The sequence below is a fragment of the Kitasatospora sp. NPDC101235 genome (genome assembly GCF_044767505.1).
Taxonomy (GTDB): Bacteria; Actinomycetota; Actinomycetes; order Streptomycetales; family Streptomycetaceae; genus Kitasatospora.
In genome coordinates this window covers 133,587-157,563 of sequence record NZ_JBIWNZ010000012.1, presented here as the reverse complement: position 1 = coordinate 157,563, position 23,977 = coordinate 133,587, and the positions used below count along the sequence as shown (strand labels likewise).

Annotated in this window: 23 protein-coding genes; 6 read left to right on the top strand and 17 right to left on the bottom strand. The window is 74.1% G+C overall.

The window, feature by feature from the left end; all coding sequences use genetic code 11:
• Positions 1-68: 68 nt before the first annotated feature.
• The 12 genes from ACIRRH_RS21405 to ACIRRH_RS21350 form a co-directional block, all read right to left on the bottom strand.
• Positions 69-980, bottom strand: coding sequence for an alpha/beta hydrolase (locus ACIRRH_RS21405; RefSeq protein ID WP_403069587.1), 912 nt, complete (start codon positions 978-980; stop codon positions 69-71).
• Positions 977-1,678 (bottom strand): indole-3-glycerol-phosphate synthase, encoded by a 702-nt coding sequence (locus ACIRRH_RS21400; RefSeq protein ID WP_403069584.1) that lies wholly within the window; start codon positions 1,676-1,678, stop codon positions 977-979. Before ACIRRH_RS21400 ends, ACIRRH_RS21405 begins: the two co-directional genes overlap by 4 nt.
• Positions 1,675-2,394 (bottom strand): N-(5'-phosphoribosyl)anthranilate isomerase, encoded by a 720-nt coding sequence (locus tag ACIRRH_RS21395; protein WP_403069581.1) that lies wholly within the window; start codon positions 2,392-2,394, stop codon positions 1,675-1,677. Before ACIRRH_RS21395 ends, ACIRRH_RS21400 begins: the two co-directional genes overlap by 4 nt.
• A complete protein-coding gene (locus ACIRRH_RS21390; protein WP_224280975.1) occupies positions 2,391-3,536 on the bottom strand; it encodes an acyl-CoA dehydrogenase family protein in 1,146 nt (381 codons plus the stop codon). The genes ACIRRH_RS21395 and ACIRRH_RS21390 overlap by 4 nt, the downstream gene beginning before the upstream one ends.
• A gap of 155 nt (positions 3,537-3,691) precedes the next feature.
• The gene (locus ACIRRH_RS21385) at positions 3,692-4,066 is read right to left on the bottom strand and encodes an ectoine synthase (RefSeq protein ID WP_403069578.1); all 375 of its coding nucleotides are present in this window, start codon (positions 4,064-4,066) and stop codon (positions 3,692-3,694) included.
• Positions 4,060-4,926 carry a tryptophan synthase subunit alpha gene (trpA, locus tag ACIRRH_RS21380; protein WP_403069575.1) on the bottom strand — a complete coding sequence of 289 codons (867 nt, stop codon included), beginning with the start codon at positions 4,924-4,926 and terminating at the stop codon, positions 4,060-4,062. Before trpA ends, ACIRRH_RS21385 begins: the two co-directional genes overlap by 7 nt.
• Entirely contained in the window at positions 4,919-5,983 is a 1,065-nt protein-coding gene (locus tag ACIRRH_RS21375; protein WP_403069573.1) for a hypothetical protein, read from the bottom strand. Before ACIRRH_RS21375 ends, trpA begins: the two co-directional genes overlap by 8 nt.
• A 5-nt stretch (positions 5,984-5,988) precedes the next feature.
• Entirely contained in the window at positions 5,989-6,258 is a 270-nt protein-coding gene (locus ACIRRH_RS21370; protein ID WP_403069570.1) for an acyl carrier protein, read from the bottom strand.
• Positions 6,259-6,315: 57 nt separating this feature from the next.
• Entirely contained in the window at positions 6,316-7,830 is a 1,515-nt protein-coding gene (locus ACIRRH_RS21365) for an AMP-binding protein (RefSeq protein ID WP_403069567.1), read from the bottom strand.
• Positions 7,831-7,835: 5 nt separating this feature from the next.
• Positions 7,836-8,702, bottom strand: a complete 867-nt coding sequence (locus ACIRRH_RS21360) for a MaoC family dehydratase (protein WP_403069564.1) — start codon at positions 8,700-8,702, stop codon at positions 7,836-7,838.
• On the bottom strand, positions 8,699-9,934 hold the full coding sequence (locus tag ACIRRH_RS21355; protein ID WP_403069561.1) for a beta-ketoacyl-[acyl-carrier-protein] synthase family protein: 1,236 nt from the start codon (positions 9,932-9,934) through the stop codon (positions 8,699-8,701). The genes ACIRRH_RS21360 and ACIRRH_RS21355 overlap by 4 nt, the downstream gene beginning before the upstream one ends.
• A 53-nt stretch (positions 9,935-9,987) precedes the next feature.
• Positions 9,988-11,199: an aminotransferase class I/II-fold pyridoxal phosphate-dependent enzyme gene (locus ACIRRH_RS21350; RefSeq protein WP_224280968.1), complete on the bottom strand. Its 1,212-nt coding sequence runs from the start codon at positions 11,197-11,199 to the stop codon at positions 9,988-9,990.
• Between the two features lie 596 nt (positions 11,200-11,795).
• Between ACIRRH_RS21350 and ACIRRH_RS21345 the strand changes: the two genes are divergently transcribed.
• Together ACIRRH_RS21345 and ACIRRH_RS21340 are read left to right on the top strand one after the other, a co-directional pair.
• The gene (locus ACIRRH_RS21345; protein WP_403069558.1) at positions 11,796-12,668 is read left to right on the top strand and encodes a BTAD domain-containing putative transcriptional regulator; all 873 of its coding nucleotides are present in this window, start codon (positions 11,796-11,798) and stop codon (positions 12,666-12,668) included.
• A 698-nt stretch (positions 12,669-13,366) separates the two neighbouring features.
• On the top strand, positions 13,367-13,720 hold the full coding sequence (locus ACIRRH_RS21340; protein WP_403069555.1) for an ArsR/SmtB family transcription factor: 354 nt from the start codon (positions 13,367-13,369) through the stop codon (positions 13,718-13,720).
• 7 nt (positions 13,721-13,727) lie between these two features.
• On the opposite strand, the gene ACIRRH_RS21335 is transcribed toward ACIRRH_RS21340, so the two are convergent.
• Complete coding sequence (locus ACIRRH_RS21335; protein WP_403069552.1) at positions 13,728-14,723, bottom strand: zinc-dependent alcohol dehydrogenase family protein; 996 nt, start codon at positions 14,721-14,723, stop codon at positions 13,728-13,730.
• Between the two features lie 236 nt (positions 14,724-14,959).
• Between ACIRRH_RS21335 and ACIRRH_RS21330 the strand changes: the two genes are divergently transcribed.
• Both ACIRRH_RS21330 and ACIRRH_RS21325 read left to right on the top strand, forming a co-directional pair.
• The gene (locus tag ACIRRH_RS21330; protein ID WP_403069549.1) at positions 14,960-15,928 is read left to right on the top strand and encodes a phosphotransferase family protein; all 969 of its coding nucleotides are present in this window, start codon (positions 14,960-14,962) and stop codon (positions 15,926-15,928) included.
• A gap of 594 nt (positions 15,929-16,522) precedes the next feature.
• The gene (locus ACIRRH_RS21325; RefSeq protein WP_403069546.1) at positions 16,523-16,885 is read left to right on the top strand and encodes a hypothetical protein; all 363 of its coding nucleotides are present in this window, start codon (positions 16,523-16,525) and stop codon (positions 16,883-16,885) included.
• Positions 16,886-17,178: 293 nt separating this feature from the next.
• Here ACIRRH_RS21325 and ACIRRH_RS21320 read toward each other — a convergent pair whose 3' ends face one another.
• On the bottom strand, positions 17,179-17,850 hold the full coding sequence (locus ACIRRH_RS21320; RefSeq protein ID WP_403069543.1) for a TetR family transcriptional regulator: 672 nt from the start codon (positions 17,848-17,850) through the stop codon (positions 17,179-17,181).
• An 82-nt stretch (positions 17,851-17,932) separates the two neighbouring features.
• Here ACIRRH_RS21320 and ACIRRH_RS21315 point away from each other — a divergent pair, with 82 nt between their 5' ends.
• Both ACIRRH_RS21315 and tpx read left to right on the top strand, forming a co-directional pair.
• The gene (locus tag ACIRRH_RS21315) at positions 17,933-18,871 is read left to right on the top strand and encodes an oxidoreductase (protein WP_403069540.1); all 939 of its coding nucleotides are present in this window, start codon (positions 17,933-17,935) and stop codon (positions 18,869-18,871) included.
• Positions 18,872-19,267: 396 nt separating this feature from the next.
• Positions 19,268-19,768 (top strand): thiol peroxidase, encoded by a 501-nt coding sequence (gene tpx / locus ACIRRH_RS21310; RefSeq protein WP_403069537.1) that lies wholly within the window; start codon positions 19,268-19,270, stop codon positions 19,766-19,768.
• Between the two features lie 1,035 nt (positions 19,769-20,803).
• On the opposite strand, the gene ACIRRH_RS21305 is transcribed toward tpx, so the two are convergent.
• From ACIRRH_RS21305 to ACIRRH_RS21295, 3 genes are read right to left on the bottom strand one after another with little or no spacing between them, the layout of a single operon-like run.
• Positions 20,804-21,559 (bottom strand): SDR family NAD(P)-dependent oxidoreductase, encoded by a 756-nt coding sequence (locus ACIRRH_RS21305; protein ID WP_403069534.1) that lies wholly within the window; start codon positions 21,557-21,559, stop codon positions 20,804-20,806.
• Positions 21,556-22,542, bottom strand: a complete 987-nt coding sequence (locus tag ACIRRH_RS21300) for a 3-oxoacyl-ACP synthase III family protein (protein WP_403069531.1) — start codon at positions 22,540-22,542, stop codon at positions 21,556-21,558. Before ACIRRH_RS21300 ends, ACIRRH_RS21305 begins: the two co-directional genes overlap by 4 nt.
• Before the next feature lie 36 nt (positions 22,543-22,578).
• Positions 22,579-22,839 carry a hypothetical protein gene (locus tag ACIRRH_RS21295; RefSeq protein WP_224279085.1) on the bottom strand — a complete coding sequence of 87 codons (261 nt, stop codon included), beginning with the start codon at positions 22,837-22,839 and terminating at the stop codon, positions 22,579-22,581.
• Positions 22,840-23,977: the final 1,138 nt, after the last annotated feature.

The window sequence follows — 23,977 nt, the reverse complement described above, 5'->3', positions numbered from 1 at the left end:
GGGACGGCGGGGCCTTCCTACCACCCTGCGTCAGGTGGCTTGTTGGGGTCCTGGCCCGGTCGGTGCACTCAGGCGGGGGCGAGGACGGGGGCCGGCGCGGGGGCGGTGGGCGCGGGCGCGGGGGTGGGGCGGGTGAGGCAGTCGTCGGTGAAGGCGAGGGCGCGCAGGTGGTAGGGGCGGGCGGCGTGGCCCAGGGAGAGGTTGTGGCCGGCTCGGCGGGCGGTGGCCAGGTGGGCGAGGCCGGTGGGGAAGGCGGTGGTCAGGGCGGTGCGGGAGGCCGCGTCCAGGCGCCACCAGTGTTCGTGGTCGGCGAGGGTCAGGCGCACGGGGACGCGGACGCGGGCGGCGAGGGCGGTGTAGCGGGCGGGCCAGGTGGCCAGTTCGCGGGATTCGAGGGCGGGGACGGGGGTGAGCAGGGTGCGGGCGGCGTGGAAGGTGCCGGGTGGGTAGAGGTTCAGGGGGCCCCAGTTGAGGCGGCCGCCGCCGGCGAGGTCGTCGGGGCGGTCCCACGCGCCGGGGGCGTAGTGCTGGGCGAGGCCGGAGATGTCGCAGCCGAGCAGGGGCAGGTGGGGGTCGGCGGGCCAGTGGGCGGCGAGTTGGAGGGCGATCTTGCCGCCGAAGGAGTGGGCGAGGAGTTGGACGCCGGCGCCGGTGTGGTGGGCGCGGGCGTAGTCGGTGAGGGCGGCGTGGAGGGTGGCGGCCTGGTCGGCGATGAGCTGGCCGTGGGGCAGGCGGTGGGCGGAGGCGCCGTGGCCGGGGCGGTCGATGGCGAGGACGGTGTAGCCGAGGTCGGCGGCGAGGGTGAGCAGGCTGGTGTCGGGGTGGGCGGGGCCGGCGAAGTAGGCGGCGCGCATGCCGCGGCCGTGGATGGCGAGGAGGACGGCTTTGGGGGTGCGGTTGTCGGGTTCGGCGACCAGTGCGGACAGGGGGATGCCGTCGGCGTCGAGGACCAGGGAGCGGGTGCGCAGGTCGTGGTTCACGCGGCTACTCCGGTGCGGGCGGTGTCGAGGTCGGCGAGCCAGGTGTCGAGGTCGGGGTTGCGCATCAGGGAGGTGCCGATGAGCAGGGCGGCGTAGCCGGCGTCGAGGAGGCGGGCGGCGTCGTGGGGGTGGGTGATGGCGGAGGCGGAGACGGGGGCGCGGCAGCCGGCCTGGCGTAGGGCGGGCAGCAGGCGCAGGCTGCGGCCGAGGTCGCCGTGGTCGCGTTCGCGGGTGCGGATGTCCTTGTTGTTGACGGCGACGACGCAGTCGGTGATGCGGGGCAGTGCCTGGAGTTCGCGTTCGTCGGTGATCTCGACGAAGGGGGTCAGGCCGAGGTCGAGGGCGCAGGTGACCAGGCGGTGCAGGGAGGTGGCGGGCAGCAGGGCGGCGGTGAGCAGGACCGCGGAGGCGCCGAGGGCGCGGGCGGCTTCGAGTTGGGCGGGGCGGGTGAGGAAGTCCTTCTGGAGGACGGGCAGGGTGGTGGCGGCGGTGACCTCTTGCAGCAGTCGGGGGGTGCCGCCGAACCAGCGGCCGGTGACCACGGACAGGCAGGGGGCGCCGGCCTGTTCGTAGCGGGTGACGAGGTCGGTGACGGTGCGTTTGCCGAGGAGGTCGGTGCCGTGGGGGTCGCGGAGTTTGACTTCCATGACCAGGGGGCGGGTGGCGGTGAGCAGCGCGTCGATGAAGCTGGGGCTCATGGGTGCGTCTCCTGCAGGCGCGGGTGCCAGGCGCGGGTGAGGGCGGTGACGGCTTCGTGGGTGAAGCGGCCGGTGCGGTCGCGGGCGGCGGAGTCGATGTCGGCGCCGGCGTAGAGGGGGTGGTCGGTGATGGTGCGGTAGGTGTCGCGGTTGGTGGTGTTGAGGCCGCCGGCGAGGAGGAAGGGGATGGTGAGTCGGGGGAGCAGGGCGTGGACGTGGGCGGGGTCCAGGGGTTGGCCGGTGGAGCCGACGCGGCCGTCGTCGGTGACGGTGTCGAGGAGGAACAGGTCGCAGCCGGCGCGTTCGAAGGCGCCGGTGAAGGCGCGTTCGAGGCAGCGTCCGCGGGAGAGGTGGAGGACTTTGACGAGGACGGCGTAGGGCAGGTGTTCGCGCAGTTCGGTGACGAGGGTGGGGCTCTGGTAGGCGTGGAGCTGGATCCAGCGGATGCCGGTGGCGCGGGCGAGGGCGGCGAGGGTGGGGGCGTCGTCGAGGAAGGTGACGAGGACGGGTTCGAGGCCCAGGCGGATGGCGGTGGCGGCGAGGTCGGCGAGGCGGTCGGCTTCGAGGTCGGCGGGGCCGTCGGGGATGCCGTGCCACAGGCCGACCAGGGTGGGGCCGGTGTCGGCGAGGAGGGTGAGGTCGGCGCGGGTGCGGGCGCCGCAGACTTTGAGGTGGCCCGGGCGTTGGGGGGCCAGCAGGGCGGTGGGGGCGGTCATTTGCCCAGTCCCAGCATGGCGGCGATGCGGTTGTACTGAATCTCGTTGCTGCCGGAGTAGATGGTGCCGGCGACGGCGTTGCGGACGTCCTTCTCCAGTCCGTATTCGGACATGTAGCCGTTGCCGCCGAAGACCTGGACGGCGGCCAGCGAGGTGGCGAGGTTGGATTCGCTGGTGAGGAGTTTGGCGATGGCCATGTCGACGGTGACGTTGTCGCCGGCTTCCAGGCGTTGGGCGGTGTCGTAGAGCCACTTGCGGGCGGTTTCGAGGCGGATCTTGGTGTCGACGATCTTGTTGGCGACCGACTGGTAGGAGCCGATGGGTTTGCCGAAGGACATGCGGGTCTTGGCGTAGTCGAGGCAGCGGGCGAGGCGGTGCTGCATCTCGCCGGTGTTGACGATGAAGGTGTAGAGGATTTCGCGTTTCATGACGTGGTCGAGGACGAGGAAGCCGCCGCCGACGCGGCCCAGGACGCGGTCGGCGGGTACGCGCACGTCGTCGAGGTAGAGCTCGGAGAGGGGGGAGGTGCGCAGGCCCATCTTCTTGATGGGGTTTCCGGTGGTGAGGCCGGGGGTGTCGGCGTCGAGGAGGAAGGCGGTGACGCCCAGGGCGCCGCCTTGGGGGTGGGTGCGGGCGTAGACGACGATGACGTCGGCGACGGGGCCGTTGGAGACGAAGGTCTTGGCGCCGTTGAGGATGAAGTGGTCGCCGTCGCGGACGGCGCGGGTGCGCATCTGCATGGCGTCGGAGCCGGACTCGGACTCGGTGATGGCGTGGGCGCCGATGGCGTCGCCGGAGGCGATGCGGGGCAGGTAGGCGTCTTTGAGGGCGGGTGAGCCGAAGGCCTGGAGGGGGACGCCGGTGGAGGCCATGGAGGTGGTGACGGAGAAGTTGAGGCCGCCGTCGCGGCAGGTGTGGCCGAGGCCTTCGAGGACGTACATGGTGGTGAGCAGGGACTGGCCCAGGCCGCCGTAGCGTTCGTCGAAGGGCAGGGAGAGGATGCCGGTCTTCTGGATCATGCGCCACTTGTCGTGGGAGAAGGCGGCCTGTTCGTCGCCTTCGATGTGGCCGGCGCTCAGGTCGTCGCCGAAGCGGGCCAGGCCCTCGCGCAGGGCCGTCTGGTCGGCGTTCCAGCGGATCACGGATGTGCCGCCTTCCTCCCGGGCTGTCGTTGTGGGGCCCGGGGTGGCAGGCCGGCGCTCGGGGGCGCCGGCTCACGTCGGTATCCAAGGGCCCGCCGCGGGGGCCCGGGCCCCCGGGGGTGGGGGCGGCGGGCCCCGGTGGGGGCGCGGGGTGCCTAGTAGGCGGAGGAGGAGTGGGCGTCGAGCTGGTGGACTTCGTCGCCGCGCAGGGCCGGGGAGAAGACGCACACCAGGCGCAGGTCCTCGTCGGGGCCGGCGACGAGGTAGTGGGCGTCGTGCTCGTCGAGGGCGTAGAGGCGTCCGGGGGTGATGGGGTGGGAGGTGCCGTTCATGTCGATGACCTCGCCGGAGCCGGCGATGCAGTAGCAGGCCTCCAGGTGGTTGCGGTACTCCAGGCGGGACTTGGTGCCGGCGTTGACGACGGTGTCGGTGAGGCTGTAGCCGAGGCCGTCGCTTGCCACCAGGAAGCGGCGGGACAGGCCGTTGCCCCACTCGACGGTCTTCACGTCGGCCAGGTCGCGGATCAGCATGCGGGTTGTTCCTCTCGGGTCGTGGTGCGGCAGGTGGTGGGGGTGGTGCCGGGTCCGCCGGGCCCGTGCGGGTGGGCGGGGCGGAGGTCGGTGAGGAAGGCCTTGAGCTCCGTGACGGGGTCGAGGCCTTCGGTCCGTGCGTGTTCCACGCGGGCGACGGCGGCGGAGCCGACGATCGCCGCGTCGGCGCCGCAGGCGGCGACGGCCTTCAGGTCGGCGGCGGTCTTGACGCCGAAGCCGACGGCGACGGGTGTCGCGGGGGCGGCGGTGCGCAGCGCGGTGACGGTGGTGGTGAGGGTGTGGTGGCCGGTGGCGGGGGTGGTGCCGGAGCGGCCGTAGTGGGCGACGAGGTAGACGTAGGCGCCTGCCGCGTCGCGGGCGGCGGTGTGGAGGGTCTGGGGGGTGGAGGCGGGGTAGCAGGTGGTGACCTGGGGCAGGCCGGTGTCGTGCAGGGCGGCTTGCCAGGTGGGGCGTAGGCGTGGGGGCAGGGCGTGGACGAGCAGGGCGCGGGCTCCGGCGGCGGCGACGCGGTGGGCGGTGTGGGTGGGGTCGCGGTGGCGCAGGCTGTGGCTCCAGTCGGCGAGCAGGACGACCTTGAGGTGGTGCAGGCGGGGGGTGAGGTCGGCGAGGGCGTCCAGGACGGTGTCCAGGGTGGTGCCGGCGTCGAGGGCGCGGTCGGCGGAGCGGCGGATGACGGGGCCGTCGGTGGGTGAGTTGGGGAAGGGGACGGCCAGTTCGAGGACGTCGACGTGTTGGTCGTCGAGCATCAGGGCGAGGTCGGTGAGGCGGTCGGCCGGGTCGCCGGCGTTGAGGAACAGGGCCAGGCCCAGGCGGCCGGGGGGGAAGAGGGGTTCAGGCACGGGTGGCCTCCTGGGGGTGGGCCGCGCGGGTGACGTGGGTGGCTTTGGCCGTTTTGGTGGCGAGGCGTTCGGCCAGGGCGCGGGGGGCGCCGTCGGTGAGGGCGTCCAGGGCGGCGGTGTAGGCGGTGTTCCAGTGGGTGTGGCGGCCGCAGGCGAGGGCGAGGGCGGCGGCGTTGAGGGCGATGGTGTGGGTGGCGGTGTCGCCGGCCTGTGCGGACAGGGTGCGCAGGAAGTGGCCGGTGAGGTCGTCGGGGTGGGGGGCGAGGTCGGTGAGGGTGCCGGTGTGGGGGGCGAGGGAGCCGGCGGGCAGGTGGATGGTGGCGGTGGGGGTGTGCAGGGTGTTGTCGGCGAAGGGCAGGAGTTCGTCGGCGCCGGCGCTGTTGTGGGCCAGCCAGATGGTGCGGGTGCTCACCTGCGGGGTCAGGGCGCGCAGGGCGTCGAGGGCGGTGGGGGTGGCGACGCCGGTGAGCTGGGCGGTGACGGGGACGGTGGCGATCAGGGGGCCGAGGGTGTTGAGGAACGCGCCGAAGGGTTTGAGGGTGAGGGGGTAGAGGGTGCGGGCCAGGCGGGTGAGGGCCGGTGGGTAGACGTGGGGGCCGGCGAAGGCGATGCCGTGGTGGGCGAGGTGGTCGGCGGTGGCGGTGTGGCTGGGGGTGAGGGTGATGCCGAGGCGTTCGAGGAGGTCGACGGAGCCGGCGGTGCTGGTGTAGGCGCGTGAGCCGGTCTTGACGACGGGTATGCCCATGGCGGCGGCGGTGAGGGCGGTGGCGGTGGAGAGGTTGAAGGTGGCCGGGCCGCCGCCGGTGCCGACGATGTTGACGCTGCCGGGGTGGGTGGGGCCGGGGTGGGGGGTGCGTTCGGTGAGGGAGGTGAGCAGGGCGGTGAGGGTGGCGGGGTCGGGCAGGCGGGTGGTGAGGGCGGCCAGCAGGGCCGCTGCCTGGGCCCGGTCGCTGTCGGCCGGGCCCAGGGTGCGGTGTTCGAGCTGGTCCCACCACGAGCGCCAGGCCTCCAGGTCGACGGGGCGGGCGGCGAGGAGCGCGGTGAGGGCCGGGTGCATCGTGGTCAGCCGCCCACGGTGGCGCCGGCGGTGGCGCGGCGTTCGGTGATGAAGGCGTCGATGGCGGTGACCGAGCGGAAGTTGTTGGGGTCGAGGTCGGTGTCGTCGACGGGCAGGGTGAAGTGGTCCTCGACCCAGGCGATGAGTTTGAGGACGCCGAGGCTGTCGATGACGCCGTCGGAGAGCAGGTCGTGGTCGTCGGCGAGCTGGTCGGGGGTGATGTCGGGCAGGAACTCCTCGATGAGGAACCGCTTGATCTGGGTGATGTTGCTCATGGCGGGTGACTCCCTTGCTGGGGTGGGCGGTTGTGGGTGTGGGTGTGGATGTGGGTGTCAGGGCGTGGGGGTGGGCAGGACGGCTTTGCGGTCGACCTTGCCGGTGGCGGTCTTGGGCAGGGGGGTGTCGTGGATGGCGAGCTTCTCGGGGACGGCGGCGCGCGGCAGGTTGCGGGCCAGGTGCTCGCGCAGGACGAGGGTGTTGAGGGTGGAGCCGGGGGTGCGCTGGACGGCGGCGTGCAGGCGTTTGCCGGTCAGCGGGTCGCTTTCGGCGGCGACGGCGGCCTCTTGCACGTCGGGGTGGGTGAGCAGGACGCGTTCGATCTCGGCGGTGTTGACCGCGACGCCGCGGACCTTGACCTGGAAGTCGGCGCGGCCGGTGAGGTGGATGCGGCCGGTGTCGTCGCGGGTGACGAGGTCGCCGGTGCGAAACCAGCGGCGGCCTTCGCCGGCGCCTTCGGGCCGGGTGGTGAAGCGTCCGGTGTCGCGGGAGCGGTCGAGGTAGCCGGCGGCCTGGAAGGGGGTGGAGACGTGGAGTTCGCCGCTGCCCGCGCCTTGGAGGGGTGTGCCGTCGTCGGTGGTGATGAGGGTGCGCACGCCGGGCAGCGGGGTGCCGATGGGCACGGGCAGGGCGGCTGCGGCGTCCAGGCGGTCCAGGCGGTGCAGGAAGCTGTCGTTGGTCTCGGTGCAGCCGTAGATGTTGTACAGGTGGGCACCGGGCAGCAGGGCGGGCAGGGCGGCGAGGGTGCGGGCGTCGATGGCGTCGCCGGTGAACGCGGCGTGTTCGATGCTATCGAGGACGGTGGTGGTGCCTGCGGTGGCCTGGACGAGCAGGGCGTAGGCGAGGGGGACGGCCTGCAGCACGTGGGGGCGGTGGCGGGTGAGCTGGGTGAGCAGGTGGCGGGCGTTGAGGGCGTGGGCGGGGTCGATGAGCAGGCAGGTGCCGCCGGCGGCGAGGGTGGCCCACACGTCCAGGAGGGCGAGGTCGAAGTTGAGGGGCGCGTAGTTGGCGACGGTGCGGCCGGGGCCGAGGTCGAAGGTGTCGTGGGCCCAGGCGGTGAAGCGGTCCACGGCGCTCTGCGCGAGGGGGACGATCTTGGGCAGGTCGGTGGAGCCGGAGGTGGTGAGCATGAAGGAGGTGCCGGCGGCCAGGGTGGGCGGCGGGGCGGGGTGGGGCAGGGCGGGCAGGGCCGGGGCGGGCCGGCCCAGGGGGGTGAGCAGGTGGCGGGCGCCAGCCTGGGCGAAGAGTGCGGCCAGCAGGGCGGGGGCGAGCTGCGGGGAGGGCAGCAGGAAGGGGCGGCGTTCCATCAGGCAGGCCAGGACCAGGGCGATCGCGCCGGGTGACTTGACGGCGATCAGGCCCACCGGCTCCCCCGGTGCCAGGTCGAGGGCGGCCAGGCGGGCGCGTTCGGCTTCGGCGGCCTCGGCAAGTTCGGCGTAGCTGACGGTGTGTTCGTGCCACAGCAGGGCCGGGGCGGTGGGCCGGGTGCGGGCGTGGTGGGTGAACGCGTCGGGCAGCGGCAGCGGCGGCGGCGCATGCGGCGTCGTGCGGGCCCGGGGGGTGGTGGTCATGGGGTTCACTCCCCCGCCGGTGCGATGCGTGCCCAGCCGGCCTTGACGGCGGTGCCCGTGTCGGTGGCGATGGTGAAGCGCACCACCGTGCCCCGGTCGTGGGGCTGGAGGGTCAGGCGCAGTTCGGTGCCGGGGCGGGTGGGGGCGGCGAAGCGGGCGCCGAGGGCGGTGAGGCGGGCGGGGTCGCCGCCGGCGTGGCGGTCGGTGATCTGTTCGGCGGCCAGGGCGACGAGGTGCATGCCGTGGGTGATGGTGCCGGGGAAGCCGGCCGCTTTCGCGGCGTCCTCGTCGAGGTGGATGGGGTTGAGGTCGCCGGAGGCGTGGGCGTAGGCGGTGGTGTCGGCGGCGGTCAGCACGTGGGTGGAGGTGTGGGTGTCGCCGTCGGGGGTGGTGCCCGGGTGGGCGGCGGGTGGCAGGGTGCCGTGGGGTTCGGTGCGGGTGGCGCCCAGCAGGAGGGCGGCGGTGGCGAGGTCGGCGAGCGGGGCGCCGGTGGCCGCGTCGGTGAGGCGGGTGGTCAGGGCCAGGCGGGTGCCTCGGGCCTCGCGGCGTACGGCGGTGACCTCGACGGTGACGTCGATGCCGCCGGGGGTGAGGGGGGTGTGGGTGTGGATCTCCTGGGCGAGGTGGATGACGCCGGTGAAGGCGCTGTCGCCGGCGGTGAGGGTGGTGACGGTGTGCTGGGCGAGGGCGTGGGCGGCGACGAAGGGGTGTGCGGGGCTCGCCGCCCCCGGGCGGGCGGCGGGCAGGTCGGCACGGGCGGCGGCCCGGTAGGCCGCCAGGTCCTGGGCGCTGACGTGCAGGCGGGTGCGCGACAGGGGCCCCGGCGCGGCGGGTGCGGCGGTGGGGGCGGGTGCGGTCGTGGGTGCGGTCATAGCGGGGTCACCACCAGGGTCGTGTTGTGGCCACCGAAGCCGAACGAGTTGGACAGGGCCGCTCCCGGGCGGATCGGGCGCGGTGCGGTGTGCACGACGTCGAGGTCCAGGCCCTCTTCGGTCTTCTCGTGGTTGGCGGTGGGAGGGACGGTGCGGGTGTTCATGGCCTGGATGGCGGCGATCAGCTCGACGGCGCCGGCGGCGCCGATCAGGTGGCCGATGGCGCCCTTGGTGGAGGTGACCGGCACGCCGTGGGGGCCGAACACGGCGCGCAGGGCGGCGGCTTCGGCCCGGTCGTTGGTCACGGTGGAGGTGCCGTGGGCGTTGACGTGGGCGATGTCGCCGGGGGCGAGGCCCGCGTCGGCGAGGGCGGCACGCATCGCGCCGGCGGCGCCGGCGCCGTCGGGGCGCGGGTTGGACAGGTGGTAGGCGTCCGCGCCGGCGCCGTACCCGGCGAGCAGTGCGTAGGGGGTGCGGCCGCGGGCGCGGGCGTCGGCGAGGCGTTCCAGGACGACGAAGCCGGCGCCCTCGCCCATCACGAAGCCGTCGCGGTCGGCGTCGAAGGGGCGTGAGGCGCGCTCGGGTTCGTCGTTGCGCAGGGAGTGCGCGCCGAGGTTGCCGAACGCGGCCAGGGTGACGGGGGTGAGGGTGGCCTCGCAGCCGCCGGCGATCACCACGTCCGCCCGTCCGCTTTCCAGCAGCAGCGCCGCGTGGCCGATCGCGTCCGCGCCGGAGGCGCAGGTGGTGGCGATGGTCAGCGCCGGCCCGCTCCACGCCAGGCGCATCGCGATCTGGGCGGCGGCCGCGTTGGGCATGGTGACCAGCGGCATCAGCGGGGAGACCCGCAGCGGCCCGTGCTCGGTGTACAGCGCGGACTCGCGGTCGCTGGTGGTGCGTCCGCCCACCGCGGTGCCGACCACGATGGCGCTGCGTCCGGCCTGCGGCTGGGGGTGGCCGGCGTCGGCGTGGGCGGCCAGCGCGGCGAGGGTGCCGTAGTGGGCGAACGGGTCGAGGCGGCGGGCGTCCTTGGCGGGGACGAGTTCGTTGTCGGGCAGGGCGGTGACCTTGCAGCCCAGGCGGACCCGGTGGCGGGCCAGGGCGGGGTCGGTCAGGGCGGTGGCGGTGGAGCGCCCGGAGGCGACGGTGCGCCAGAACTCCTCGACGGTGTGGCCGGCGGGGCTGACCACGCCGAGGCCGGTGACGGCGATGGGCGGCCGGTGGTGGGGGGCCATGGCTTCGTCTCCTCTGCGCTGCGCGCGGGCCTGGCGGTGGAAGGCGGGGCGGGTCAGATCAGGCCGGTCTGGGCGGCGGCGGTCAGGAACGCGTCCGCAGCGAAGTCGATGTCGGCGGCGGTGTGGCGGGCGGTGACCGCGATGCGCAGCCGGGCGAGGTCGTTGGGCACGGCGGGGGTGACGACGGGCAGGCCGATGACGCCGGCCTTGCGGCAGGCGGTGGCGTAGTCGTAGGCGGCGTCGTCGGAGCCGGCGATGACGGGCAGCACGGCGGTGGTGGAGTCCATGGTGGAGATGCCGGCGTCGTTGAGGCGCCGGCGCAGCCGCTGGGCCTGGGTCTGGGTGTGGGTGACGCGTTCGGGTTCGCGGCGCAGGATCCGCAGGGACTCCAGGGCGGCGCCGGTCTGGGCGGGGCCCAGGGCGGCGGAGAAGAGGAACGGGCGGGCGGCGTAGCGCAGGTGGCCGATGAGGTCGTGGCTGCCGGCGACCCAGCCGCCCATGGAGGGGATGGCCTTGGAGAGGGTGCCGAGTTTGATGTCGACGCGCACGGTGTGGTTGAAGTGTTCCTCGATGCCGCCGCCGGTTTCGCCGATGACGCCCAGGGCGTGGGCTTCGTCGACCATGAGCAGGGCGTCGTAGCGGTCGCAGACCTCGCGCAGTGCGGGCAGCGGGGCGATGTCGCCGTCCATGGAGTAGACGCTGTCGACGATGACCAGGCGTACTCCGGTGGTGGAGGCGGCCTTGAGGCGGCGTTCCAGGTGGTCGACGTCGTTGTGGCGGAAGCGGGTGACGGTGGCGCCGGACAGGCGGCAGCCGTCGACGATGGAGGCGTGGTCGTACTTGTCGATCAGGACGGTGTCGCCCTGGCCGACCAGGGCGCCGACGGTGCCGACGTTGGCGGCGTAGCCGGAGCCGAAGACCAGGGCGCGTTCGCGGCGGGCGAAGCGGGCGACCTCCGCTTCCAGTTCCTCGTGCAGGGGGATGGTGCCGGCCAGGGCCCGTACGCCGTGGTTGCCGGTGCCGTAGACGTCGACGGCGGCCTTGGCGGCGGCCACCACGCGTTCGTCGCCGGCCAGGCCCAGGTAGCTGTAGCCGGACATCATGAGCAGGCGCTCGCCGTCGAGGTCGCAGTAGGCGCTGTCGCGTTCCATCGTGTAGGCGACGAAGCTGTTGCGCCGGGAGGGGTCGGGCTCCAGTGCGGCCACGCGGGCGTTCGTTGCGGCCAGCTTCGGCTCCAGGCGGTCCCATGCTCCGGTGGCGTTCACGGGCGTTTCTCCTTCACGGCGTCACGGTCTTCACGGTCTTCACGGTTTTCGCGGCTTTCGCGGGCTGTCGGTTCCGGCCCCCGGGGCGGCGCCGGGGGCCGGTTGTTCTTTGGCCGGTTGTTCTCCGGTTGGCGTCCGGTCGGTTTTCGGCCGGTTTTCGGTTCGGTGTTCGCCCGGGGTGTCCGGCGGGGCGTCCGGGGGCGGTTCCGGGTGGTTTCGAGGGTGTTTTCTCGAAGCGTTCACGCGGGGTGCTCAAGGATGGCTACATTTCTACGGCAGGCTGCGCAAGGCGTCCGCAATAGGTGCTTCCCTGGCCTGCGGGAACGCTCTGACGTGCGGAAACCTTGCGCCTACGACGTATCGACCGGCCGGTGGGTATGTTTCCGTTACCGGTGTTGACACCGCGCGATGCGGCGAATGTATGGTCGAAATCCGCCGAAACCGAACGGCTGGTCGGCGGTTTATCGTTCCGATCCGCATGTCCCATGCCGACGGCCCGGTCCGGGCCGTCACTTCTGCTTTGACTCGAGGGGGTTGGAGCTCGTGTTGAAAGGCTTCAGGGAAGACGGTGCGTCCGGTAGATCGGGGGCGCGCGCATGCTGATCCGCCTCACCGGTCTGGTGGCCGTCGAGCACGAGGACGGCGCTCCGCAGCACCTGTCCAGCGCCCAGGCCCAGGTGGCGTTCGCCCGCCTGGTGCTGGAGCGTTCCAGTGGCACCAGCCGCGACCAGCTGGCCGACACCATCTGGCCCGACGGTCTGCCCGACACCTGGGCCTCGGCGCTGCGCAGTGTGGTGAGCCGGGTGCGGGCCTTCGTCACGGCCCCCGGCCAGGGTCCCGGCGCGACCCCGCTGATCGCCCAGGGCGGGCGGTACGTGCTGCGTCTGCCCGCGGACGCGGCGGTGGACCTGGAGGCCGCGGCATCGGCGGTCGGCGAGGCCGGCGAGGCGCTGGCCGCGGGCGGCCACGCGGTGGCCCAGCAGCTGGCCGCGGGTGCGCTGGCGAACCTGCGCGGGGCGTTCCTGCCCGACCACGAGGGCGAGTGGGCGCAGGGGGTGCGCGAGCACGTGGAGGAGTTGCGCATCAGCGCGCTGGAGACGGCGAGCCTGGCGGCCTCGGCGCTCGGCGAGGAGCACCACGCGCTGCGCTGGGCGGACGAGGCGGTGCGCCGCGCCCCGTTCCGGGAGAGTGCCTACCGCTGCCGGATGGAGGCGCTGGCGGCCTCCGGCAACCGGGCGGAGGCGCTGCGCTGTTACCAGCAGCTGCGTCAGGTGCTGGCCGAGGAGCTGGGCATCGACCCGGCGGCCGAGACCCAGGAGCTGTACCTCGCGCTGTTGCGCACCCCGGTGCCGGCGGTGCCGGCACCGGCGGCGGTGCGGGCGGTGGACCCGGTACTGATGGGCATCTTCGAGCCCCTGGCGCCGGCCCGCCTGGCCCGCCCGGCCCCCACCCCGGTACGCGCCGCCTGACCTTGTTCCGCGCAGTGGCGCCGCTGCCCCGCCGGTCCCCTTTCCCCGGCGGGGCGCGCCGCTTGCCGCCCCGGGCCCCTTGGCCCGGCCTGCGGGCCGCGCCGATGAGCCGCGCCGGTAGGCCGTGACGGTAGGCCGTGACGCCCGCACCCTCTTTTCCTCTGCGTCCTCGGCCCCGGGTGTGCCCCTGCGGGGGCCCTTTCCGCTGCCTCTCCGCTCCCCCGGTGCCCGCGCCGGCGCCGCTTTCGGCTCCTGCGCGCGGCCTGCCGTGACAGCCGGCCCCTGCGGGTGCGGGTGCGTGTTGCGCGGGTGTTGCGTCGGCGTCCTTCCCGCCCCGAAGGCCGGGGCGTGCCGGGAGGACACCGGTGAGCACGGCGACCGGCCCGGGCCGGCGCAGGTTGCGGCGCGGCGCCCGGCGCCCGCCGCGGGGCACGGCCCCGGCCGCACGGATGCCGGCCCGCCACGCGCGCACAGCGTGTGGGGCGTGTGGGGCGTGTGGCGGACGGTGGCCGCCCGAAGGCTGGTGAACGGCCTCGGACACGCCGCAGCGCCGCTCGCGATCCGCTTCACCCCCCGGCCCGGACAGCGGGAAGTGAGGCGATCGGCCCTGGTAGCGTCGTGCACGCGAAGTCGCGCACACCGCGCGGTCTTTGACCATCAGGCGAACGGGGGTCGAGCGTTGGGAAGGGGTGGTGGGTGTGGGACGGGCACGCGTGGCGGCGCGGGTGATCGTGCACCCTGGTGTGGAGGACGTGAGCGTCCAGCAGGTGCTGGAGGCGCTCGCTGATCCGGCCCGCAGGACGGTGGTGCGCACGCTCGCGCACTCGGGAGCCGATCTCAGCTGCGGTTCCTTCGACCTGCCGGTCGGGCGTTCGACCTCCAGCCACCACTTCAGCGTGCTGCGCGAGGCGGGACTGCTGCGCCAGTACTACGTGGGCACCACCAAGATGAACGCGCTGCGCAGCGAGGAGCTGGAGCGCAGGTTCCCGGGTCTGCTGGCGGCGGTGGTGGCCGCCGCCGACGCGGAGGCCGGGCAGGTGTGGGGGCGGTGAGGGCCGGTCAGTCGCCGACGGTCAGGACGATCTTGCCGATCTGGGTGCCGGCTTCGAGGTAGCGGTGGGCCTCGGCGACGGTGTCGAGGCCCTCGAAGACGCGGTCGATGACGGGGGTGAACGAGCCGTCGGCCAGGCCCGCGGTGACGAACGCGTGGGCGCGGCGCAGGCGTTCGTCGTCGCGGGTCACCTCGTGCATGCTGTAGAAGCGGCTGGTGACGGGGGCGAAGGTGTCCTGGCCGGGCAGTGGGGTGTCGCGCGCGTCGAGGCGGCCGTAGACGATCACGCGTCCGCCGGGGGCGACGGCGCGGGCGAGGGCGAGGACGCCGGGTCCGGCGACGGGGTCGAAGACGGTGCGCACGCCGCGTCCGCGGGTTGCGGCGTCCACGCGGGCGAGGAGGTCGTCCTCGCCGGTGACGAGGACCTCGGCGGCGCCGGCGTCCAGCAGGTGCCGGGCCTTGGCGCGGGTGCGGGTGGTGGCGATGGGGTGGGCGCCCAGACGGCGGGCGGTGCGGATGGCGGCGAGGCCGACGCCGGAGGCGGCGGCGGTGATCAGCACGTGGTCGCCGGGGCGCAGGTGGCCGTCCTCGGCGAGGGCGCCGTAGGCGGTGAGGTAGGGCATCCACACGGCGGCGCCCTGGGCGGGGGTGAGCCCGGCGGGGTGGGCGACGGCGGCGCGGGCCGGGACCAGCACGTGGGTGCCGTAGACGCCGTAGTCGTTCTGGGAGAACGCGGGCACGGTGTCGACGCGGTCGCCGGGCGCGAAGCCGGTGACGCCCTCGCCGACGGCCTCCACGGTGCCCGAGGCCTCGTAGCCGAGGGTGGCGGGCAGGCGCAGCTGCTCCAGGTAGGTGCCGGCACGGAAGAGGGCCTCGGCGCGGTTGAGGCCGATCGCGGCCACGCGCAGGCGCAGTTCGCCGGGCCCGGGCTCGGGCAGGTCGCACTCGCGCACGGCCAGTACCTCCGGTCCCCCGGTGGTCTCGAAGACGACGCTCCTGGGCATGACGGGCCCCCCTTGTACGTACGGCCGGCAGCACGCGGACCCGCGGCGCACGGACCCGTGGTGTGCGGACCCGTGGTGTGCGGATCGGCCCTCAGCCAACCCCGGGCGCACCCCGCCTGTCAAACTTCGACAGCCGTCGGAACAGTGGGCTTCGGGCCGTGGTTGCACCGGAGTTGACCTTCCGTCAGTGGCCGTGTCGGGGGCCCGGCAGGGGGCGGGGCGTAGGCTTGCCGTCCGTGATCGACAGCGAGGACTGGGACCAGGGGTGGGAGGGCACGCGCCGGTGGGTCGAGGGGCACCTGGCCGCCGGTGAGCGCATCACCGAGGTGAGCGCGCTGCGGGGCGGATGGACCTCGCGGATGCGCCGCCTGGACGTGCAGCGCCCCGGCCGGGCGGGTTCGTACGCGCTGGTGCTGCGCTCCTTCGTCAAGCCGTTCTACCGCCGTCACGCGCCGGGGCTGCTGGCCCGCGAGGCGGCCGTGCTGCGCCTGCTGGAGAGCAGTGGCATCCCGGCGGCGCGGCTGGTCGCCGTGGACGCGGCGGGGGCGGTGTGCGAGCACCCGTCGCTGGTGATGACGCACCTGCCCGGCCGGGTGCGCCTGGCCGAGGACGGCGACACGGCACGGCGCGCGGATCTGCTGGCCGCGCAGCTGGCCGCCGTGCACGCCCTTCGGGTCGGTGAGCGGGACCGGCCGCGTGCCTGGCAGGCGTGGACGGCCCCCGGCCGGGTGGCCGTGCCCGAAGGCACGGCCCGTGGCGGGCTGTGGGAGCGGGCGGTGGGGGTGATCGGCGGTGCGGTGCCCGCGCACCGGCCGTGTTTCCTGCACCGCGACTTCCACCCCGGCAACGTGCTGTTCACCGGCGCGGGCGCCGGGCTCGCCGTCGCCGGGGTGGTCGACTGGGTGGAGACCTCCTGGGGCCCGGCCGACCTGGACGTCGCCCACTGCTCCACCGCGCTGGCCCTGCTGCACGGCCCCGGGGCGGGCCTGGACTTCGCCGACCGCTACCTGGCCGCCGGCGGGCGCGAGCTCGCCGAGGGGCGCGCGCACCTGTACTGGCGGCTGCTGGACGCCCTCGCCTTCGCCCCCGACGCGCAGAAGGTCGCCGAGCCCTGGCGCGAACTGGGCCGCACCGACCTGACGCCCGCCGTGCTGACCGGGCGACTGGAGGACTACCTGCAGGCCCTGTTCGACCGCTACGCCTGACCACCCGACGCGGCCCTCCGCCGCGGCCGTGCCCACCACGCCCCGACCGCCCCCTCCCCCTCCCCCTTCCCCTCGACCGTCCCGCCCCGGCCCGTCCGCCCCGCCGCGGCCCCGCACGGTGGGGCGGTGCGGGGCGTGGCCGGGCGCTTCCTCCCGGGGCCGACGGAGGTCGGCGGGTGGTCAGGGGGACGGGGCGAACACAAGGCCGGGGCGCGTGCCGGGGCGGGCGGGGTGGCGGCGGTGGCGGGCGGGGCCGGCGCAGGTGCCGTGCGGGACGGCAGCGGTCACCGCCCCCGAGGGGGCAGGGGCGGGGGTCCGGGTGAAGCGCACGCCCGCCCGGAGCGCGCAGGCGCTCGCACTCGGCGCGCGCGTCGTGCACGGCGAAGGGGCGGCGGGGGTGTCGCCGGTGAGCGGTGGGCGGGCGGCCGGCGGTGCGCGCCGGGCGGCGTGCGGCCCCGGGCCGTGGTCGCACGGGTGGTGCGATGACGCGCCGGAGGTTCACTCGCACGAGTGATTGTTACACTGTGTGCATCAACGGACACTCTGAGTATCCGGAGGGCTCGTGGGGGCCCTCCCGGCGCGAGGAGAGCCGTCATGGCCGCAGTCGAACCTTCCGCCTCCGGAGTGCCGCAGATCGCGGACAGCTCCCAGCCCGACAGCCGGGACGAGGGCCTCGCGGCGATCGGCGGCAACGTCGGCGCCGTGTGGCGGGCCTGGTGGACGTGGAGCCCGGGCAACGGGACCTTCAACCTGCAGATCCCGTGGAACGTCATCGGGATCGACTCGACGGTCGTCATCACGGCCTCCGAGATCGACTCCAACGGGAACCGGTTCGTCGGTGCCGCGCCCTTCCAGGTGTCGAGCATCGCGCCCGGCAACGGCGTGGTGACCTTCAAGATCAGCATCGGCTGGAACAGTCCGCTGCCGATGCGCACCGACGTCCTGGTCTTCAACTGACCCTGCCGCCGAGGCCGGTGGCCGCACCCGTGCGGTGACGGCCGGCACACCGCACGCCGTGGCGCCCGTGGAGCAGTGCGCGGGCGCCACGGCGTGCGGACGCATTCCCGGGCCTGCTCCCGCCCGCCGGGCCGTGCCCGGCACACCCGAACGCGACACCCCCACCGAAGACGACCGGCCGGATGGCCGGGTGGCCGGCCGCCGGGCCGGGCGGGCGCCGGGGCCGCTGGGACCGGGGCCGCCGGTCACGGCGCCCCGCCCGTGCCCGGCGGCCCTCCTTGTCCGCCGGGGGGTCAGGCCCGGGCGGGGGCCCGGCCCGGGGCGGGAGTGCGCACGACGGCGTCCAGGGCCGGGGCGATGACGGCGAAGCAGTTCTCCGTCAGCGCGGCGACGTCCGCCCCCTCACCACCGCCGTGCACGTCGCCACCGCCCTCGGCGGCGCTCCAGCGCTGGAGCACCGTGTGGAAGGCCGCCAGTGCCATGTCCGCGGCCAGCCGCGGGTACAGCTCGCGCCCGGCGTCCAGGCCCAGGCGCACCGCGAGCTGCGCGGCGAGTTCGTCGCGCCACTGCGCCTGGCGTTCCAGGAAGCGGGCGAGCAGGGCGGGCGTGGAGAGGATCAGCCGCACCACGCTGCGGGCGCGCTCCTCGTGGCCGGCGCAGTCCTCCACGCAGCGCCACACCGCGCACCGCAGCGCCACCGAGGGCGGCTCCGCCGCCGGACGGCGGGCCAGCTCCTCGCACATGGCGGCGCCGAGGGCGGCCAGGAACTGGACGACCACGTCCTCCTTGGACGCGAAGTAGCGGAAGAACGTCCGCTTGGACACGCCCGCGGCGGTGGCGATCTCGTCGACCGTGACGGCGTCGAACCCGCCGTGCGCCAGCAGGTCCAGCGCCGCCCGCGTCAGTTCGTCGGCGACGAGCTGGCGTTTGCGCTGGGCCAGGGTGGCGGCGGGTCGGGACGTCACCGGCCCATCCTAGCCCCCACGCCACACTCGGCATCGAACGACAGTCTTGACACTTGGTGACACGCAGGGCAGCGTGAGCCGTATGATCCGAAGCAACCCGAGCCCCGCCCGCGCCGCGGACCCCAGCGGGCGGGTGTTCGTCGTCACCGGCGCCGGCAGCGGCCTGGGCCTGGCCACCACCACCGCCCTCGCCCGCCGCGGCGCCCACGTCGTCCTCGCCGTGCGCGACGAGGCCAAAGGCCACCGCGCCGCCGCCCTGGTGACGGCCGAACAGCCCGACGCCCTGCTGGAGGTACACCGCCTGGACCTCGCCGACCCGCACTCCGTGCACGCCTTCGCCACACGCCTGCGCACCGACGGCCCGCACCCCGACGTCCTGGTCAACAACGCCGGCGTCATGGCACCCCCACGCACCCTCACCCCCCACGGCCACGAACTCCAGTTCGCCGTCAACCACCTCGGCCACTTCGCCCTCACCGCCCACCTCATCGACCTGCTCACCCAGGGCCGCGACCCGCGCGTGGTCACCGTCACCTCCGCCAACCACCGCCGCGCCCGCATCGACTTCGACGACCTCACCGGCGAACACGCCTACTCCCCCATGGGCCACTACAACCAGTCCAAACTCGCCAACGCCGTCTTCGCCCTCGAACTCCACCGCCGCCTGAACACCGCCCACAGCCCCGTGCGCAGCGTGCTCGCCCATCCCGGCTACGCCGCCACCGGCCTGCCCCGCGCCGGCGCGGTCGGCGGGGTGCGGCTGCTGTTCGGGCACCTGCTGCGCCCGCTCGCGCAGTCGCCCGCACGCGGGGCGCTGGCGCAGCTGCACGCGGCGACCGCGCCGAACGTGCGGGGCGGGGAGCTGTACGGGCCGGGCGGGATGGGCGAACTGCGCGGGGCGCCGGTGCGGACCTCGCCTGCGCCGCGGGCGCAGGACGAGGCGGTGGGGCGGCGGCTGTGGGAGGTGTCGCAGGAACTGACCGGGGTGCCCTTCACCGTGCCCGGGGCCGGCGGCGCCTGACCCCGCTTGGGAGCGGGCCGCAGGAGTGAGGGGGCGTCACCGCCCACCACGGCCGTGACCCTGCGTGTCCGCCTGCGCAATGCTCCAGGGCGCCGACGACGGGCGCCTGGCCCACGACGGGACCACCCGGCACCACTGCCCCACCCCGTCCACCGGCCCGCCGGCCCCGGCCGGGTTCTGCAGGAGGGCGGCCGCGGCCCGCGAGGCGTCACCCTCCACCCCCGGCCCGCCGTTCTCCACGACCTCATCCGGGCCCGCCCCACCGCACCTCGCCCCCGCCCCGCTCCTCCCCCGCCCCCGGGGTGTCCGGTTCGGTGGCCGCCCCGTGGCGGGGGTGGGGGCGGGCAGTAGGATCGGCGGCGTTGCATCCCGTACACCGCTGGTAGGAGGCTTTTCATGGCTCAGGTCACGCTGAAGGGGAACCCGGTGCAGGTCGGTGGCACGCTGCCGGCCGCCGGCAGCCAGGCACCGGCGTTCACGCTGGTCGGCGAGGGGCTCGCGGACGTGTCGCTGAAGGACTTCGCGGGCAAGCGCAAGGTCCTGAACATCTTCCCCAGCATCGACACCCCGACCTGCGCGACCTCGGTGCGCACCTTCAACACCAAGGCCTCGTCGCTGGACAACACCGTGGTGCTGTGCGTGTCGGCCGACCTGCCGTTCGCCCAGGCCCGGTTCTGCGGCTCCGAGGGCCTGGAGAACGTCAAGACCCTGTCCACCCTGCGCGGGCGGGACTTCCACGACGTGTACGGCGTGGCGATCGCCGACGGCCCGCTGGCCGGCCTGACCGCCCGCGCGGTCGTCGTCCTGGACGAGAACGACACCGTCCTGTACACCGAACTCGTCGCGGAGATCGCCGACGAGCCGAACTACGAGGCCGCGCTCGCCGCCCTCAACTGACCCACCCGGCACCGCACATCCCGGCGCCACCCGTGTGTTCGGCCCGCCCCCGCGTCCTTCCCGACCCGCCCCCTTGAAGGCGGGGACGGGAAGCGCGGCGGCGGGCCGCCGCACACCCACCCCACCCCGCCCCGCCCCGCCCGCTGCGTGCCCGTTTGCCCTGCCTGCCCTGCGTTCCCTGCCGGCCCTGCCACCGCGAACGGACCCGGCCACAAGGCCACCACCCCCACCCCGTGACCGGCACCCCACCCGCCACCCCACCACCGGCCACCGGCCACCAGCCACCGCCCCGGACGGCGCCGCGCGGCCGCGGGCCGGCCCGTGCGAGACCACCGGCACCGGCCTGCCCCCGTTGCGCAACCAGCCGACAGGCCCCGGGTGCAGCGAACAACCACCGCGCCCCGCAACCACCACGACAACCGGCCGGCGTTCGAACGCCACCAGGCCACCGTGCGCACCGACAGGAACAGCCCGTAGACGAGCCGCTCACCACGGGCGGTGGCGGCCACCTCGACGAACCGCTCGCACAGAACGGGCAGCCGCAGATCCCGGCAGAGCTCGTCGATCACGGCATCCTCCCGGTTCGCCTGGCAACGGCATCCCGGTGGCCGCACGAAACCGGACAAGAGCACGCAGGCACACAGCACCCGAAAGACCGGCACAAGCCCCCACCGGAACCGGCCCCCAGGCCCACCCCGCACCGGCTCGACAGCCCGGACCGAAGCGGCGGGACGGCCCGGACCCCGCACCGGCGGGACAGCGGGACGGCGGGACGGCCCGGACCCCGCACCGGCGGGACAGCGGGACGGCGGGACGGCCCGGAGCCCGGTCCCTGCCGCGTACCCCCGGCAGACGGTGTCACAGCCCCCGGGGTGGGCAGGACGCAGGTGCGCCCCCTCGGCGTGCCCGGCACGGGGACGGGCACGCCGAGGGGGCGCGAAGGGACCTGCGGACCGCGGCCCGGACCCGGAGGACGGACCGGACGGGCCGCGGTGGCCTGACGGCCCGGACCCGGTGGACGGGCCGGGGTGGCGCTCAGGTGATGGAAGCGCCGGAATCGATGCTGATGACCTGGCCGGTCATGCAGTCCTGGTCGAGGAACAGGGTGATCGAGCGGGCGACCTCCCGCGGGGTCACGAACCGCGGCACCGGGACCTTCTCCCGCATGCCCGCCACCACGTGCTCGGGCAGCGTGTCCGTCATCCCGGTGATCATGAAACCGGGCGACAGGGCGTTGACGGTCACCCCCCGCCGGCCGCACTCCGCCGCGAGGGTACGGGTCAGCCCGATCAGGCCCGCCTTCGACGCGGAGTAGGCGGTCTGCCCGGCAGTGGCGATCAGCGCCGACGGCGAGACGATGTTCACCACCCGCCCCCAGCGCGCCCGCAGCATCGCCGGCACGCACGCCCGCGCGGTGTGGAAGGAACCCACCAGGTTGGTGTCGATCACCTGCCGCCACTCGGCGGGGTTCTGCATCGCCATCAGCGCGTCCTTGCGGATCGCCCCGTTGTTGACGAGCACGTCCACCGGCCCCAACGCGGCCTTGATCTGCTCGTACATCACCCCGACCGCGTCCCAGTCGGCGACCGACCCGGTCACCAGCACATGATCGTTGACCAGCTGCGCGGCGACCTTCTCCGCACCCTCACGGGAACTGTTGTAGTGCACCGCGACCCGGCAGCCCGCCGCGTCCAACGCCAGCGCCAGCTCACTGCCCAGCCCCCCGGAGGCACCGGTGACCAACGCCACCGGAGCCTGCGGACGGGTACCGAAGACGTCCTTGCCGCTCACCGCGCCACCCCTCCCCACGTCAGCAGGACCGAACCCCACGTCATACCCGCACCGAACCCGGCCAGCAGCACCGTGTCACCGTCCTTGATCCGCCCGCTGTCCAGCGCCTCCGCCAACGCGATCGGGATCGACCCCGACGCGGTGTTGCCGTAACGCTCCAGGTTCGTCACCAGCCGGTCGGCAGGGATACCGGTGTGGGAGAGCACCGAGTTGATGATCCGGATGTTCGCCTGGTGCGGCACCACATGGTCCACCTGAGCCGGCGTGATCTTCGCCTGCTCCAGCGTCTCGCGGATCGTACGCACCGTGTAGCGCACCGCGTTCAGGTAGATCTCGTTGCCGTTGATCTGCGCGTAGTGCAGGCCCTGGGCGACGGTCTGCGCGGTGGTCGGCATACGCGAGCCGCCCGCCAGGACCTTCAGGCTGTTCTTGCACGAGCCGTCCGCGCCCAGGTTCCACGCCCTGATCCGCTCCACCGCACCCGGCTGCAGGACCACCGCACCCGCACCGTCACCGACCAGGATCGACAGGTCCCGGTCGGCGGGGTTCGCGGTCAGCGTGTGCGTGTCCGAGCCGATCACCAGGATCGGACGCGGATCCATGTGCAGCAGGCCCGCCGCCGTCACCAGCGCATACACGAACCCCGCACACTCGGAGTTCACGTCGTGCGCACTGCCGGCGATCTTCAGCTCGTCGTGGACGAACGCCGACGTCGCCGGCGAGGGCTGTTCCGGAGTGGCCGTCGCCACGATCAGGTGCGCGATGTCCGCACCCGAAAGGCCCGCGCGTTCCAGGGCCCGGCGCCCGGCCTCCACGGCCATCGACGCCGTGGTCTGCCCCTCACCCACCGCCCTGCGCTCACGGATCCCGCACCGCGAGACGATCCAGTGCTCGTCCACGCCGAACCGCTGCGCGAGCTCGGCACTGGTCACCACACGTTCGGGCACCGACATGCCCCAGCCGGTGACGTCGAAACCGCTCACCACCCGACCCCTCTCTCTCCCCTGCTGGCCGGGGTCTCAGTTACCGGCAGCCGGCACGAGCGCCAGGATCCGCTCGTGGACCACGCGCAGCGTCGTGGTGTCGTCGATGTCCGCGAACAGCGACTCGTCCGCCGGAATGTGCGGGTACTGGTTCTGGAAGCCGTACAGCCACTCCATCAGGTCCAGCGAGTCCACGTCCGCGATGTGCTGCAACGCCGCGTCCGCGTCGATCTCCTGAGCACCGGAAACCGCCTGAAGCTGCTGGGCCAGGTCCTCGATCGTGGGGATCTGAGACATCAGTGATCGTTCCTCTCCACGCCCACCTCTCAAGTGGGCGCCATCAACGCGCCGAAAGAACAGGTCAGGAAGACACCCCCGGAACCCCGCCCCACACCCCGACCACCCGCAGGCGGACAAAGCCAGGACGAACGCCCCAAGCGCCCCGGGAACGAACAGGGCATAACGAGCACCCCGCGCCCCGGCAAGGAAGCACCCGAAAACCCGCACCGCGCACCCCGCCGCACCACCCCGCCACACCACCCCACCCACCCCGCACCCCCGCCCCCGAACCCGCCCGCCCGCCCGCCCGCCGGCCGGGCCCCGAGCGGACACCACCGCACCCCGCCCCCGGCAACACACCACACCGACACACCAAGGGGACGAACGAACGGACCGCCACACACGGCACACGGACAACCACGACAGACGAGCAGACAGGACCAGCGAAACGGACAGGACGAACAGGACAGACAGAGCAGGACGGACGAGACCAACGCGAGAGCCCGCACAACGGACCCCTTGCGGAACAACACGGCACAACCCCCGGACAGCAGACAACACCACCCAGGAACCGGAGCACCCCCGACGACAGGCCGTGGGAGCCACGTGTCTTGCCGAAACCGCATGAAACCCGCCCCCATGCAACCAACCCGCAACCCACCCACCCCCACCCCCCTTGCGCACCGCTTGCGAGACACACGCTTACCTGACCCACAACACACCGCACCCGCACGCACACCACCCCAACCCGCACAACCACCGCCCGCACGACCACAGCACCGACCTACGGCGGCACGGCGGCACGACCGCACGACCACGGCCCGCCGTACAGCGCTACGGCGGCGGAACGGCTGCGGTACGACGGCACGGCGCTACGGCAGCGGAACGGCTGCGGTACGACGGCCGTCCGGGCAGCCGGCACCCGCCGCGAACCGGGCCCGCACCACCGCAACAACCGCCCCCCAGGGCAAAACCGGCCACCACCGCTCCACGGCCGCCGGGGCGAACCGCTCGGCACGCACCACCGGCACCACCCGGGCACCAAGAACACCGAACAGCTCGACCGTTCAACCCCGGCAGTGCCAACCACCCGGGAGAACAACCCCGTTCGACACGAACCACCGCCACACACCGGGCAGCACCACAGCCGCCCGGC